At 38.1% G+C, this 13,802-nt stretch carries 13 protein-coding genes; 12 read left to right on the top strand and 1 reads right to left on the bottom strand.

Translation table 11 applies throughout. The features are described from left to right. Window positions 1-76 precede the first annotated feature (76 nt). The 9 genes from BZK16_RS05265 (at window position 77) to BZK16_RS05225 (ending at window position 8,862) form a co-directional block, all read left to right on the top strand. Complete coding sequence (locus BZK16_RS05265) at window positions 77-1,315, top strand: aspartate kinase (RefSeq protein ID WP_077927855.1); 1,239 nt, start codon at window positions 77-79, stop codon at window positions 1,313-1,315. Window positions 1,316-1,407: 92 nt separating this feature from the next. Further along, window positions 1,408-2,688, top strand: coding sequence for a dicarboxylate/amino acid:cation symporter (locus BZK16_RS05260; RefSeq protein ID WP_077927854.1), 1,281 nt, complete (start codon window positions 1,408-1,410; stop codon window positions 2,686-2,688). Window positions 2,689-2,690: 2 nt separating this feature from the next. Then, the gene (locus tag BZK16_RS05255; protein WP_077927853.1) at window positions 2,691-3,125 is read left to right on the top strand and encodes a carboxymuconolactone decarboxylase family protein; all 435 of its coding nucleotides are present in this window, start codon (window positions 2,691-2,693) and stop codon (window positions 3,123-3,125) included. Window positions 3,126-3,150: 25 nt separating this feature from the next. Beyond that, window positions 3,151-4,218, top strand: a complete 1,068-nt coding sequence (gene aroC / locus BZK16_RS05250) for a chorismate synthase (RefSeq protein ID WP_077927852.1) — start codon at window positions 3,151-3,153, stop codon at window positions 4,216-4,218. Window positions 4,219-4,227: 9 nt separating this feature from the next. Then, window positions 4,228-5,232 (top strand): porphobilinogen synthase, encoded by a 1,005-nt coding sequence (gene hemB, locus BZK16_RS05245; protein WP_077927851.1) that lies wholly within the window; start codon window positions 4,228-4,230, stop codon window positions 5,230-5,232. 108 nt (window positions 5,233-5,340) lie between these two features. Beyond that, window positions 5,341-5,805 carry a hypothetical protein gene (locus BZK16_RS05240; protein ID WP_077927850.1) on the top strand — a complete coding sequence of 155 codons (465 nt, stop codon included), beginning with the start codon at window positions 5,341-5,343 and terminating at the stop codon, window positions 5,803-5,805. 263 nt (window positions 5,806-6,068) lie between these two features. After that, window positions 6,069-6,953 (top strand): RNA ligase family protein, encoded by an 885-nt coding sequence (locus BZK16_RS05235; protein WP_077927849.1) that lies wholly within the window; start codon window positions 6,069-6,071, stop codon window positions 6,951-6,953. Beyond that, entirely contained in the window at window positions 6,935-8,095 is a 1,161-nt protein-coding gene (locus tag BZK16_RS05230) for an ATP-binding protein (RefSeq protein ID WP_077927848.1), read from the top strand. The genes BZK16_RS05235 and BZK16_RS05230 overlap by 19 nt, the downstream gene beginning before the upstream one ends. An 80-nt stretch (window positions 8,096-8,175) precedes the next feature. Next, complete coding sequence (locus BZK16_RS05225; protein ID WP_077927847.1) at window positions 8,176-8,862, top strand: SMI1/KNR4 family protein; 687 nt, start codon at window positions 8,176-8,178, stop codon at window positions 8,860-8,862. Between the two features lie 9 nt (window positions 8,863-8,871). On the opposite strand, the gene BZK16_RS05220 is transcribed toward BZK16_RS05225, so the two are convergent. Continuing rightward, window positions 8,872-9,468 carry a TetR/AcrR family transcriptional regulator gene (locus tag BZK16_RS05220; RefSeq protein ID WP_077927846.1) on the bottom strand — a complete coding sequence of 199 codons (597 nt, stop codon included), beginning with the start codon at window positions 9,466-9,468 and terminating at the stop codon, window positions 8,872-8,874. A gap of 116 nt (window positions 9,469-9,584) precedes the next feature. On the opposite strand from BZK16_RS05220, the gene BZK16_RS05215 reads away from it, so the two are divergent. The 3 genes from BZK16_RS05215 to BZK16_RS05205 all read left to right on the top strand — a co-directional run bounded on the left by BZK16_RS05215 (window position 9,585) and on the right by BZK16_RS05205 (window position 13,761). Beyond that, entirely contained in the window at window positions 9,585-10,781 is a 1,197-nt protein-coding gene (locus tag BZK16_RS05215; protein ID WP_077927845.1) for an MFS transporter, read from the top strand. A 169-nt stretch (window positions 10,782-10,950) separates the two neighbouring features. Then, the gene (locus BZK16_RS05210) at window positions 10,951-12,474 is read left to right on the top strand and encodes a cation:proton antiporter (protein WP_077927844.1); all 1,524 of its coding nucleotides are present in this window, start codon (window positions 10,951-10,953) and stop codon (window positions 12,472-12,474) included. Between the two features lie 72 nt (window positions 12,475-12,546). Beyond that, window positions 12,547-13,761, top strand: coding sequence for a PstS family phosphate ABC transporter substrate-binding protein (locus BZK16_RS05205; protein WP_077927843.1), 1,215 nt, complete (start codon window positions 12,547-12,549; stop codon window positions 13,759-13,761). Window positions 13,762-13,802 lie beyond the last annotated feature (41 nt).

The following is a 13,802-nucleotide window of genomic DNA, read 5'->3' as shown; positions in this document are numbered from 1 at the left end:
CTATTTTGCTAAGGTTGCGTTTTTACACAGCGGGTTTATTTAACATTTTATACATTATTTTAGAGTAGAGATCTTTATGAGTTTATTAGTGCAAAAATTTGGTGGGTCATCAGTCGCAAACCTTGAAAGAATTCGTAACGTTGCTAATAAAATCAAAAAATTCAAAGACAAGGGGGATGATCTCATAATCGTTTTATCAGCAATGTCTGGTGAAACAGATCGCTTACTCAATTTAGCTAAGTCTATTGACCAGTTTCCGAATCAACGTGAGATGGATGTAATTTTATCTACGGGCGAACAAGTAACAGTTGCTTTATTGAGTATGACATTGAACGCAATGGGCATTAAAGCAAAATCGTACACGGGCACGCAAGCTGGCATTTTGACAAATAATGTTCATACCAAAGCAAAAATCGAAAGTGTTGCAGAAGATAGAATCCGTAAGGATCTAGATGCAGGCTACGTTGTGGTTGTTGCAGGCTTCCAAGGCGTAACAGCAACAGGAGAAATCACTACTTTAGGCCGTGGTGGTTCGGATACGACAGCAGTGGCTTTGGCTGCACAGTTTAAAGCAGATGAATGTCAGATCTATACAGATGTGGATGGCGTTTACACAACTGACCCAAGAATTGAAAAGAAAGCAAGAAAATTAGATACGATCACTTTTGAAGAGATGCTTGAATTGGCAAGCTTAGGTTCAAAAGTATTACAAATTCGCTCAGTAGAATTGGCGGGAAAATATAACGTTCCTCTGCGTGTTTTATCTTCTTTATTGGAAGAACCAGGGGAAGGCACATTAATTACGTTTGAAGAGAAGGATGAATACATGGAATCTGATATTATCACGGGCATTGCGCTCAATCGTGACGAAACACAAATTACTGTTTTGGGCGTGCCAGATACTCCTGGAATTGCGTTTAATATTTTAGATGCCATTGGTCAAGAAAACATTGATGTTGACTTGATCGTGCAAAACATCAGCGAAGATGGTACAACAGATTTCACATTTACAGTGAATGCACCTGATTATGATCGTGCATTGATGATCACACAAAACGTCGCTGATTCAATGAAAGCAAGAAAAGTATTTGGTCGCACGGATATTGCTAAATTGTCTATTGTTGGCGTTGGTATGCGTTCAAACAGCGGCGTAGCAAGCAGAATGTTCCACGCTTTGGCACAAGAAGAGATCAATATTTTGATGATCTCTACATCAGAAATCAAAGTTTCTGTGATCATTGAAAGCAAATATGCTGAATTAGCGGTGCGTGTATTGCACGATGAGTTCAAATTGCATGCTGAATCAGAATCATAAATATTAAATGAATCAACAGGCACACTTTCCATTATAATTTGGTCAGTGTGCTTTTTTTTAAACTTCATTTAATCAAATCAAGTAGATATTCCATGGCTTTCCTCAAAAATTATCTCTCTTCTTTAACCATTATCATCGGCATCATTATTGGTGGTTTGGTTGGTTACTTATTAGGCCCTGAAGGCATTTCATTATCGCTTTTTGGTCACAATTGGCAGTTCACTTCAGCATCTTTTAAGCCAATCGGGCAAATATTCTTGAATATGATGTTTGTTACAATTGTGCCTTTGGTGTTTTTCAGTATTACTTCATCCATCACTAAAACGAATCAAACCGCACGTTTAAAGAAAATACTATTCAGTGCGCTGTTTGTATTTGTTGGTACCGCAACTGTGATGGGAATCATCAGTTATTTTGGCTTCTTGTGGTACGAGCCTGTGAAAGGTTTTAACTTACAAGAATTAATGGAATTATCAGGCAAAGCTTTGGAAGTTCGGGCTGTGAGTTTGAGCGACATGTTTGTGAGAACATTAACAGCGGGCGATTTCTTGGATCTATTCAGAAGAAATAACCTATTAGCTTTGATCATCTTCTCGATTTTTTTAGGCATTTCCATCGTATTAGTGGGCGACAAAGCAAAGCCAATCGCAGCTTTATTAGAATCTGGGATGGAAGTGGTTTTAAAGCTCGTTAAAATCATCATGTATGCAGCGCCCGTTGGTTTGGGATGTTACTTTGCAGATATTGTGGGCGAATTGGGGCCAAGAATCGTGGGTGCTTATGCACAAGTATTATTACTTTATATCATTCTCACAATCGTAGCTTTCTTTGGCTTAAATACAATTTATGCTTGGTTGGCAGCAGGTAAAGCAGGCGTGAAAGCATTCTGGTCAACGGCATTAACACCAGCATTGACAGCAATTGCAACCACATCAAGCGCCGCTTGTATCCCTGTGAACTTGATTGCAACGAAGCAAATGAATGTGCCGAATGACATTGCAGAAACGGTAATTCCATTGGGTGCTAATACTCATAAAGATGGCTCTGTGATGGGCGGTGTTTTTAAAATTCTATTTTTGCTCACATTATTAGGTATTTCATTTGATACACCCATGATGTTTTTAGCTGTGATTTTGGTTGCGCTGTTAGTTGGCATTGTGATCGGTGCAATTCCAAGTGGTGGGATGACAGCGGAAGTTTTAATCTGTACTTTATTTGGTGTGCCTGTTGAATATGTTGGCATTATCTTAGTGATTAGTATTATCATCGATATCCCTGCAACACTTTTGAACTCTACAGGAAATAATGTTTGTGCCATGTTGATCACTCGAATGGTTGAAGGTAAAAATTGGATATTAAAGAAAGGAGCGTGATCATGAACGAACAACGTCTACATTATGTGGCATTATCAAAGGAAGCATTTGCAGGCTTTGTGCAAGTGAAACAAGCGGTCGCAGCGAGCGAAAACATCGATCATGTGATGATTGCTTTGTTGGAATTACGCGTTTCTTTAGTGAATGGTTGTAGCTATTGTGTGCATTCTCACTCAGAAGAATTGAAGAAATTGTCAATGCCTGATAGATTCATTCAAGAGGTTGCTGCATGGCAATGTAGTCGCCAATTTAGCGAAGAACAGCGTGCAGCATTGAACTGGGCAGATAGTTTGACGAATATAAGCCAAACTCATGTTCCAGATGAAGATTTTGCATCAGTGAAGGCATTTTATAGCGATGTTCAGATCAGTGATATGACAATGATCATCAGTAATATGAACGCAATGAACCGCGTTGCCATCGCGATGCGTAGATAAGAATTTTTTAGATTAGAAGGTCATTATGTCAGGAAACAGCATTGGTAAGTTATTTACCGTCTCAACGGCTGGCGAAAGCCATGGCCCGGGCTTGGTTGCCATCATTGATGGTTGCCCGCCAAACATTGAATTAACAACGGAAGATTTACAATTTGACTTAGATCGCCGTAAGCCAGGGACTTCACGCCATACAACTCAGCGTCGTGAAGCTGATTTGGTGGAAATTTTATCGGGTGTTTTTGAAGGTAAAACAACAGGTACACCGATTGCTTTGTTGATTCGCAATGAAGATCAGCGCTCTAAAGATTATGGCAACATTGCTGATCAATTTAGACCCGGTCATGCAGATTATACTTATCATGCTAAATATGGCATTCGTGATTATCGTGGTGGTGGTCGTTCTAGCGCACGTGAAACTGCAATGCGCGTAGCAGCAGGTGCGATTGCAAAGAAAGTATTGGCAGAGCAATTTGGCGTGAAGATTTTTGGCTATTTGTCGCAATTGGGCCCAAATAAACCTACAGCATTTGACCAATCTGTGATTGAAACTAATCCTTTCTTTTGGCCATGTGAAGCGGATGTAGAAAATTTAGAAAACTACATGGATGCACTTCGTAAATCAGGTGATTCAGTGGGTGCTGAAGTGACTGTGATTGCTGAAAATGTACCCGCAGGATTCGGTGAGCCAGTCTTTGATCGCTTGGATGCAGAATTGGCTCATTCACTCATGAGCATCAATGCTGTAAAAGGCGTAGAAATCGGCGATGGCTTTGATTGTGTTGAAGCTTTAGGTACAGAATTCCGTGATGAGATCACAAGCGATAATGGCTTTTTAAGCAATCATGCAGGTGGAATTTTGGGTGGCATCTCCTCAGGACAGCCAATTATTGCTAAAATAGCATTGAAGCCAACATCAAGTTTGCGTTTAGAAGGACGTAGTGTGAATGTTCATGGTGAGGATGTAACGGTGGTAACCAAAGGCCGTCATGATCCTTGCGTTGGCATTCGTGCAACGCCCATTGCAGAAGCAATGATGGCGATTACATTGTTGGATCATGCACTTCGTCATCGTGCACAAAATCAAAAATTTTAGGAGAAAAACATGACAACCGTTAATCCTTTGTATCGTCCTCGTCGTTTGCGTCGTAATACGGCGATTCGTCAATTGGTACAGGAGAACTTTTTTTCATTGAACGATTTAATTCACCCGATTTTCATCGAGGAAGGATTAACAGAAGCGATTCAGTTGAAAACATTACCGGGCGTTTATCGTTATCCTGAGTCACAACTAGAAGCAGAAGTGAAAGAACTTGCTGCGCTTGGCATTAAGTACATCATGCCATTTGGTATTTCTCATCATAAAGATTCTATCGGTAGCGATACTTGGAATGATGAAGGTTTATTGGCGCGTATGATCAAAACGATCCGTAAAGCAGCGCCAGATATGATCATTATTCCTGACATCTGTTTCTGTGAATATACTGATCATGGTCATTGTGGCGTTTTGTGTGAACATGGCCATGTGAACAATGATGAAACGATTGCAAACTTAGGCAAACAAGCTGTAACAGCGGCAAGAGCAGGCGCAGATATGTTAGCGCCATCAGCAATGATGGACGGGCAAATCACAGCAATTCGTGAAGCATTGGATGAAGCAGGCTTTGAACATGTGAGCATTTTAGCGCATGCAATCAAATTCTCATCAGCGTTTTATGGTCCATTCAGAGAAGCTGTAAACTCAGAATTATCAGGCAATCGTAATGCTTACCAAGCGGATTATGCAAATGGTCGTTCTGCTATGATCGAAGCTGAATTGGATGAAGCAGAAGGCGCGGATATCTTGATGGTTAAACCAGGCACACCATATTTGGATTTGGTGGCGCGTTTACGCCAACAAACGAATTTGCCTGTGGCTGTTTATCAAGTGGGCGGTGAATATGCGGCGATTAAATTTGCAGCATTGGCTGGCGCATTGGATGAAAAAGCAGTGGTTAAAGAAACGATGATCGGATTTAAACGCGCTGGCGCGGATATCATTGTGAGCTATTACACAAAACAGATCGCAGAATGGTTACGTAATGGCGAAATTGATAGCTTGAGTAAGTAGTTTTAGTTCTTAATATTGTATTAAAATCCTTCTAAATGTTGCTTTAGAAGGATTTTTTTATGTCTTATGATAGGATATTCGCATCTTTATATAATGAAATAAAACCTAATGTTTGAAGCTATTATTTTTGTATTAATCTTATTTGTGTTTATAGCAACTTTTATCTTTTGGTGTTACGAAAAGAAACGAGATTTAGATACGCAAATCATTGGTGGTGCATTTATTGCGTATTGTTTTATTTCAGTTTTTGCTCAAATGTATTTATTACCAATCTTAGAAATTACCGATTGGGACAAAAGAATATCTTTGCAGATGCAATTAACAGCTCTTGCAGTTGGTTTAACGGCTGCAATTATTGCTTTTCGTAATTACAGAAGAAAGTCAGGCAGTGAATTATTAGCTGATATTACTGTAAAAGAACATGAAAATATTTGGTATGTTAGTGAAATCATGATGCAAAATTGTAAAGATAAGGCGACTTTTATTTTTGCGATAGATTTGATTACGAAGAATAATAGAATAAGAATTAAAACTTACGATAAGCCTCGTGTATTATCGGCTTTAAAAAAGTAGAGCTGGAATTAACCAATTAGTATTAATTTGACAACTAAGCCCCAAATGTGAATAATGCGCACTCTTATTTATTCAACGTATCTTCACCAAGAAGAACCAACAAAAAAGGTGATACCAATGCTCGTGGCTTTAATCAACGCATAATACCGACAGCAATTTATTCAAATTGATTGTAAAAAATCTAATATCTATCGATACATTCAAATTTTACGTTTGAAGGTGAATTGTTGTCATTTTTTATTCCATATCATTGGAGAATAAATATGAGACACAATCATAATTCAGACGATTTTCAATCAGATTTCATCAAATACCCACGCACAAAACATTTAGAAAGTTCGCGCCTGCAAGATGGCGATACAGATCATGATCAAGTGGCTTATCGAAGCTTAATCGGTCAATGGATCGTTGTGGAAGAAAAGCTCGATGGCGGAAATGCTGCCATTAGTTTTTCTAAGCAAGGGGAATTGCGCTTGCAATCCCGCGGGCATTATTTAACAGGTGGCGGGCGAGAGCGCCAGTTTAATCTATTTAAACAATGGGCGGTTGCGCACGAGTTGTGGCTATTGGATCGATTGGAAGATCGTTATATTTTATTTGGGGAATGGTTACATAAAAAGCACTCAATTTTTTATGATCATTTACCTCATTATTTCTGCGAGTTCGATATTTGGGATCGAAAGCAACAATGCTTTTTATCCACTTATGAACGCGCACTATTATTAAAAGATGGCCCAGTTTTATCTGTGCCTGTGTTATATGCTGGCTTTGCACCGAAATCTTTAAAGGATTTGTTGGAGAATGTGACGCAATCTTTAGCAAAAACAGCAGAATGCCAAACTGTGTTTGAAAGTATTGTGAAAAGGGAAGGCTTTGACCTTGCTCGCTCACAATCGCAATGTGATCCCTCATTATTGATGGAAGGTTTATATCTTAAAGTGGAAAGCGCAAAAGAAACGATTGATCGCATTAAATGGGTTCGTCATGACTTTGTGCAAGCGATTATGGATGCCAAACAACATCATGCTTTGCAGGATTTTATTCCGAATCAATTGCGAAATAATGTAGATATTTTTGCACCGCAAATCACAGAGTTTTGGCAACACAATGTTTCTATGGAGGAAGTTTTATGTCCTTGCTCACAGTAAAAGGCAATTATAAAAACTTGTATCAATTGGTGAGAAATGTGATTGATATAGCATTTAATTTGGATGATTTTGCAGAAATCATTCCTGATTTATATGCATTGCAAGATTGCCCACAAGATCCTTATTTTCATGGCGAAGGCAATGTTTGGATTCATACAGAATTAGTGGTGAATGCATTATTGAATGATGAAAATTTCCAAAAGGAATCGGAAGAAGAGCAGTTTATTTTATTCATGGCTGCACTTTTGCATGATATTGCAAAACCAGATACAACGGTGATTGATCCTGATTCTGGGCGCATTCGCCAACCGGGGCATTCTAAACGTGGTATGCTCGATGCTCGGATTATTTTATGGCGCTTACAAGTGCCATTTACAATCCGAGAGGCGATTTGCAATCTCATCGAAGTGCATCAATTGCCATTTTGGTTGTTGAGTGATGATCAGCGAGAAGATCCTATTTTTGTGGTCAATCGTTTATCTTGGGATATTTCCTTGTGGCATTTATATCTATTAGCAAAAGCAGATATGCAGGGCAGGGATTATGAACATAAAGTACAAATGCTCGATGAAATAGAGTTGTTTCGCCTATTTTGTGAAGAGCATGATGTATTACATCAACCGAAGCATTTTGTGGATGATCATACGCGCGTGCATTATTTTCGTGGTGCGAATGTTCAGCCTGATTTCCCATTATTCAATGAAGGTGGTAGTGAAGTCATTCTAATGGCAGGCTTGCCAGCAAGCGGGAAAAATCATTGGGTGGAAAAACATTGCAAAGGTTTACCTGTGGCTTCGTATGATGATGCTCGTGTGCATTTGAAACTGCGCCATGGGGAGAATGAAGGAATGGTGACACATTATGTGCAAGATCAAGTGAAAGCATGGCTTCGTAAAAAAGAACCATTTGTATGGAATGCCACGCATTTATCGAAAGAGATGCGAGAAAAAGCCTTGAATTTGCTCTATGCTTATAACACGAGCGTTAAAATTGTCTATTTAGAAGCAGATGAAAAAACGATTCTTTCAAGGAACCAAAAGCGCGATAGTACATTGAGCAATGATCGCTTATTGAAGATGCTGTTTAAATGGTCAGTACCGAAAAGAATCGAAGCGAATGAAGTGATTTATTGGGAAAATTAATTCAAAATACACTTTAATATTAATCGGCGTATAATGCTCTGCCATTAATTTAATCAGAGACATAAGGTTTATATTTTAAAATGGATATTCAGCATCTGGAATCGGTCGAAGCAATTTATGGCGTGCAATTGCCAGAAGTGTATTTGAGATTATGCCAAGATGGTTTATTGGAAACGGGCAAATATGGTTCCATGTGGTACGGCACATATTATGCAGAGCGTTTAAAACATCCGACGCTGTTATTTTTGAGCAATGAATTTGAATTGATTGAAGATAACAGCATTGCAGAAGTGGCTGAATGGGTGAATGATGATTTTTCCCCTGAAGAATTCACATGTATTCCTTTTGCAATGAGCGGCGCGGGCGATTATTATTGTGTAGCTTATCCGAAAGAAGATAACGATGGCGTTGATCCTGTCGTGATTTATCTCCCGCATGATTACAATGAATATACGTATTTAGCAAAAAACTTTGTGGATTTTATTTTCAGACATTTTCTAGAAGCCTTAACGGATTTAAGCTTCTTTGATTTAGAAGATGAAAAATTCTCCATTAAAGAAGCTTTGCATCAATCCTTATTGGCGCATCAGCCTTATTTATCAGAAGAGCAATTTGAAAAGCTTAAAGATATTTTAGTGCGCGAGATCCAAACATTTGAAGATGTTCATGTGTTACCAAAACGTACAATTGTCGATGAATATCAGGGTTATCTCAGCAAAGAAGAGTTTAAATCCATCATTGAATCCATGATTCCTTTTGAGTTTTAGATCACGAAGTTAGCTTTTAACTTGTAAGCCATTCATCAAAGTTGTCCAACAATTAATCGCCTCAGGCAATCGCGCTTGGGGCTTTTCATCATTGGCGATCCAAAAAGCAGCTTCCGTTAAAGCACCATTAATGAATACTGCGAGCGCATTGGCATTGGTTTTTTGAATGTAACCTTCGGCCATGCCTTTACATAATAGTTGCTCAACAGATTCAATGCATTGCATCTGGATATGGGTTAATTCACTGCCCAAAACGGATTTTGCATCGATCAATAATATCTGCTGAATTTCATGATCCAGCACCATTTCTAAATAAGCTTTCCCACGATTATATAAGCCTTGCCAAGGGTTTTCAGCTTCATCAGAAATTTGTAGTAATTCTACATCAATTTCCGCATCAATCTGTTTTACAACTTCCGCAAATAAGCCTTTTTTGCTACCAAAATGATGATACAAAGCACCACGTGTTAAGCCTACAGAAGCTGTAAATTCATCCATTGATGTATTTGCATAACCTTGTTCTGCAAATGCAATTCGAGCAGCAGATAGCAATTTTAGCTGTGTTTCTTCCATCATCTGTGCGCGTTTATTGGTGGCTTTTTTCATTCCTGATCCATCTAAAAAATTTTCAACATTGTAATTGACATACATCGCGTATGCAAATACAATTCGCAAATCACATACGTGATGTATGTGAATAAAACATTATTGAGGATTCACTTATGGCTTCGTATGCCACTTTATTGAGAACCCCAGGCGCCAAGGGATTTGTATTGGCGGGATTATTAGCAAGATTACCTGTTTCGATGACGGCGATCGGCATCATCACAATGCTATCTGAAATGAACGCAAGCTATACATTAGCAGGCGGTGTTGCTGCTGTATTTACATTGAGCTGTGCCATCATTGCGCCACGCATTTCACGTTTAGTGGATCGCTATGGGCAGAGCAAGGTTTTACCTTATGCCGCAATGATTGCTTTATTGAGCATTTTGAGTTTATTAGCTGTGGCACATTGGCAATTACCATCATGGTTGTTGTTTGTTTTCGCCGTATTGGGTGGATTTACGCCAAATATGTCTGCAATGGTTCGTGCACGTTGGACAGAAATTTACCGTGGTAAACCAGAACTACAAACGGCTTATGCATTAGAAAGTGTATTAGATGAATTGTGCTTCATTGTTGGACCACCATTATCAGTAGGATTGTGTGTGGGATTATTTCCGCAAGCAGGCCCATTATTGGCGATGTTATTTTTAACCTTGGGCGTAACAGCATTCGTAGTACAGAAAAAGACAGAGCCAGCTGTGAGTGATGTAGAGATTTACAATGCTTCGGTTTTCCGTTTAACGATGGTTAAAGCGTTAACATTATTGATGATTTTCTTGGGCATCATTGTCGGTACAATTGATGTGGCAAGCGTTGCCTTTGCTAAGGCCCAAGATATGCCAGCAACTGCGAGTTTAGTTTTATCATTTTATGCAGTGAGCTCATGTGCTGCAGGTTTAATCTTTGGCATGATGCAATTTAAAACATCATTGGCAAAGCGTTTGATGATGGCTTCGATTGCCACGATGTTATCTAGTATTCCTTTATTGATTGTATGGAACATTACATCATTATCCATCACTGTATTTGTGGCAGGATTTTTCTTCTCACCAACGATGATTACAGCGATGAGTTTGATTGAAGAAAATGTGCCAGATGAACAGTTAACCGAAGGTTTAACTTGGTTATTATCAGGTTTAGGTATTGGCGTTGCATTAGGTGCTGCAATGGCAGGCTTTGTGATCGATGAATACAGCGTACATTCAGGCTTTATGGTTGCGTTATTATCCAGTGTATTTGTATTGCTCACAGCGTTATTTGTGCAGAGATTACAAAAGCGCATAGAAGTTGCTGAATCTTGTAATATTTAACCTGATATTCCCAATAAGAAAATGATGAACTGCTCAATTTTATTGAGCAGTTTTTGTGTCACGCAATTAAATCTTGAAAAAGTGCCAATTTTTGAAAAATTATTTATGCAGATGAGCGCTCAGCGATTATAATTGTTTCATTTCAAAACTATAGGCAATTTATAATAATATGGGAAGTTTCTATTTTTTACAGATTTTCACGGTAGTTTTTCTACTGTCCATCGCTACAGCACTCTTTAATAAGCGCATATTAAAGTTACCTGCTGCAATTGGTGTGCCAATTGTTTCTGCAATTTTCGTTTTCTTATTACAATGGGCAGTGAGCTTATTTGGTAATAATGCTTATGTTAAAATTAATATTGTAGAGATCGAATCTGCGGTTCGTAGCATTGATTTTTACGATTTCTTAATCAATGGTGTGATCTGTTTCATTTTGACATCATCAGCATTGAAATTCCGCCTCTCAGATTTAAGAACATACTTTAAGCCAATCGCAATTTTAGCAAGTATCGCTTTGGTTTTATGTGCAATGTTCTTTGGTTTCACATTGTATGGCTTCCAAATTTTAGTGGGTGATCCTGTTAGCTGGTTAGTATTATTACTATTGGGTGCAGCATTGGGTGCGACAGACCCTATCGGCATTAAAGGTGTTTTAAGTTCAGTGAAGGCACCACATCATTTGATGGTTAAATTAGAAGGTGAATCATTGTTCAACGATGCTGTGTGTATCGCATTGTTCATGAGTATTTTAGCAATCGTTAAAGGTGGAGAATTCACAGTTGAAGCTTTCTTTGCCGATTTAGCTTATGAAGTATTCGTTGCTGTGATCATCGGTGTTGTATTTGGTCTGTTCGTATTGAGATTGTTAGATGGCAAACATGAAATGGAATCATTGATTCTATCAACAGCATTCTTAGCAACAGGTTCTTACTTAGTGGCATTGTATGCGCATGCTTCTGGTCCAATCGCTTGTGTTGTGGGCGGTTTGATTGTGGGTAATCGCTGGCAGGATATTTTAAAAGAACAAGAAATAAACGAAATCAACCATTTCTGGCATACAGTTGAAGGCATCATTAATTCGTTCTTATTCACATTGATTGGTATGGAATTATTCATCATCGATTTCAATAGCGATTTGTTATTGGGCGGTGTCGTTGCATTTATCATCCTTCATTTATCACGTTTTGCAGGTAACTTCTTAGCATTCGTACCATTTAGATCAGTGAGAAGAAAAAGCTATCACGGTAGCTTAGCAATCTTATCTTGGGGCGGTGTTCGTGGTGGTATTTCATTGGCATTGGTTTTGGCCGTTGCAAATGTTCCACAATTATCTAACTACAGCAGTATTTTGATTGGTTATACATTTACATGTGTGTTGTTGTCAGGTTTAGTGTGCGGTTTAGGTTTACCAGGTGTGATGAATGCTTATTATCATAATCCTAATGAACCAACTGAAGGTTTTGCTGGCTGGTATCAAAGAATGTGCCACAAAATGAACTACAGTGGCATGAAGTACATTGTGACTGAAGATAAAGATGGTCAAGAAGTGATCTCTATCTATAATCCTGAATGTTTGGTGGATGAAGCGAAATTAGAAGCCGCTGAAGAAGAAAACGACAAGGAATTAGTGGAAGAGATCCAAGATCAATTGGATACTAAAGTTAAGCAATTGGAAAATTCAGAGAATTTCTAATAAATTTATAATTGGATTAAAATTCCTAAACCTCATAAGATTCTGCTATAGCAAAAATTATGAGGTTTTTTTATGGAAACTGATAAAGAAGATAACAAACAGAATGAGCTAAGAATTGATAACGGCAGTACTCATATAGCATGGAAAATTTTTGTTTTATTAATATTGGTCGCAGCTTTCTTATTTGCATCATTTCTAGTATTAATTATCGGTAGTTTTTCTGGGAGCCAGATTAAAGTATATGCAGGTTTTGGATTGACGATATTAGGCATTCCATTAGTGATTGTATCTTTGTTTATGAAGCGATATTCACGAAAAATCAAAATCTATTTGTGGTGTGGATTTGTCGGGATATTAGCAACACCTGTGATGGTCGAAGACTTCTATAGAATGTATGATAATAGTTTTGCGAGAGTAAGCGAGAAAAGCCTTGAGATATATGATTATGTGCCATTTACAGAAAATACAAAATCAGTTTATTTAGATGAACCAAGCACTTTAAAATTAACTGATCCATTGCCAAAGTTAGATGGGGCTAGAGCATTATATCCTGTGTATGCTGCATTTGCACAAGCAGTATATCCTCAACGACATTATAATCTTCATGAGAGCGCAGTTAGTTACAACAATACAATTTATGCGTATCAGCGATTAATTAGTCGTAAAGTAGATATGATTTTTGTAGTTTCACCTTCAAAGGAGCAGTTGGAAGATGCGAAAAATAATAATGTAACTATGAAATTTACTCCGATTGGTCAAGATGCATTTGTCTTTTTTGTGAATAGTAATAATCCTGTGAATGATTTAACGACAGAACAGATAAGAGATATTTACAGCGGTAAAATTAAAAACTGGCAGGAATTAGGTGGCAAGAATGAAGCTATTCGAGCATTTCAGCGCAATGAGGGAAGTGGCAGTCAAAGTGCATTCCTGAAATTTATGGGAAATATTCCAATTATTTCTCCACCTAAAGAAGATGTTGTACAAGGCATGGGAGGAATTATTAATCAAACAGCAGATTATAGAAACTATGCTAATTCAATGGGTTTTTCATTTTGCTATTTTGTGCAATCAATGCTAGCAAACAATGAGGTTAAATTATTAAGTATTGATGGAATATTACCTTCTAAAGCAACGATTAAATCTGGCGAATATCCTTTAACTGCATCATTTTATGCTGTGACATTAGAAGATAATAATAATCCAGATGTGGAAAAATTGCTTCAATGGATTTTATCAGAACAAGGGCAAAAGATTATTGAACAAACAGGCTATGTGCCGATTTAATAAAAAACCTCGCATTGCGAGGTTTTTTTATTGAGTTTATT

The sequence above is a fragment of the Wohlfahrtiimonas populi genome (assembly GCF_002006795.1).
GTDB lineage: Bacteria > Pseudomonadota > Gammaproteobacteria > Cardiobacteriales > Wohlfahrtiimonadaceae > Wohlfahrtiimonas > Wohlfahrtiimonas populi.
The sequence above is the reverse complement of the archived record's forward strand: the minus strand, read 5'-3'. Positions and strand labels throughout refer to the sequence as shown.

Coding starts and splice junctions, on each gene's coding strand:
- BZK16_RS05265 (WP_077927855.1), top strand. CDS start 77: ATGAGTTTATTAGTGCAAAAATTTGGTGGGTCATCAGTCGCAAACCTT.
- BZK16_RS05260 (WP_077927854.1), top strand. CDS start 1,408: ATGGCTTTCCTCAAAAATTATCTCTCTTCTTTAACCATTATCATCGGC.
- BZK16_RS05255 (WP_077927853.1), top strand. CDS start 2,691: ATGAACGAACAACGTCTACATTATGTGGCATTATCAAAGGAAGCATTT.
- aroC (WP_077927852.1), top strand. CDS start 3,151: ATGTCAGGAAACAGCATTGGTAAGTTATTTACCGTCTCAACGGCTGGC.
- hemB (WP_077927851.1), top strand. CDS start 4,228: ATGACAACCGTTAATCCTTTGTATCGTCCTCGTCGTTTGCGTCGTAAT.
- BZK16_RS05240 (WP_077927850.1), top strand. CDS start 5,341: ATGTTTGAAGCTATTATTTTTGTATTAATCTTATTTGTGTTTATAGCA.
- BZK16_RS05235 (WP_077927849.1), top strand. CDS start 6,069: ATGAGACACAATCATAATTCAGACGATTTTCAATCAGATTTCATCAAA.
- BZK16_RS05230 (WP_077927848.1), top strand. CDS start 6,935: ATGTCCTTGCTCACAGTAAAAGGCAATTATAAAAACTTGTATCAATTG.
- BZK16_RS05225 (WP_077927847.1), top strand. CDS start 8,176: ATGGATATTCAGCATCTGGAATCGGTCGAAGCAATTTATGGCGTGCAA.
- BZK16_RS05220 (WP_077927846.1), bottom strand. CDS start 9,468: ATGAAAAAAGCCACCAATAAACGCGCACAGATGATGGAAGAAACACAG.
- BZK16_RS05215 (WP_077927845.1), top strand. CDS start 9,585: ATGGCTTCGTATGCCACTTTATTGAGAACCCCAGGCGCCAAGGGATTT.
- BZK16_RS05210 (WP_077927844.1), top strand. CDS start 10,951: ATGGGAAGTTTCTATTTTTTACAGATTTTCACGGTAGTTTTTCTACTG.
- BZK16_RS05205 (WP_077927843.1), top strand. CDS start 12,547: ATGGAAACTGATAAAGAAGATAACAAACAGAATGAGCTAAGAATTGAT.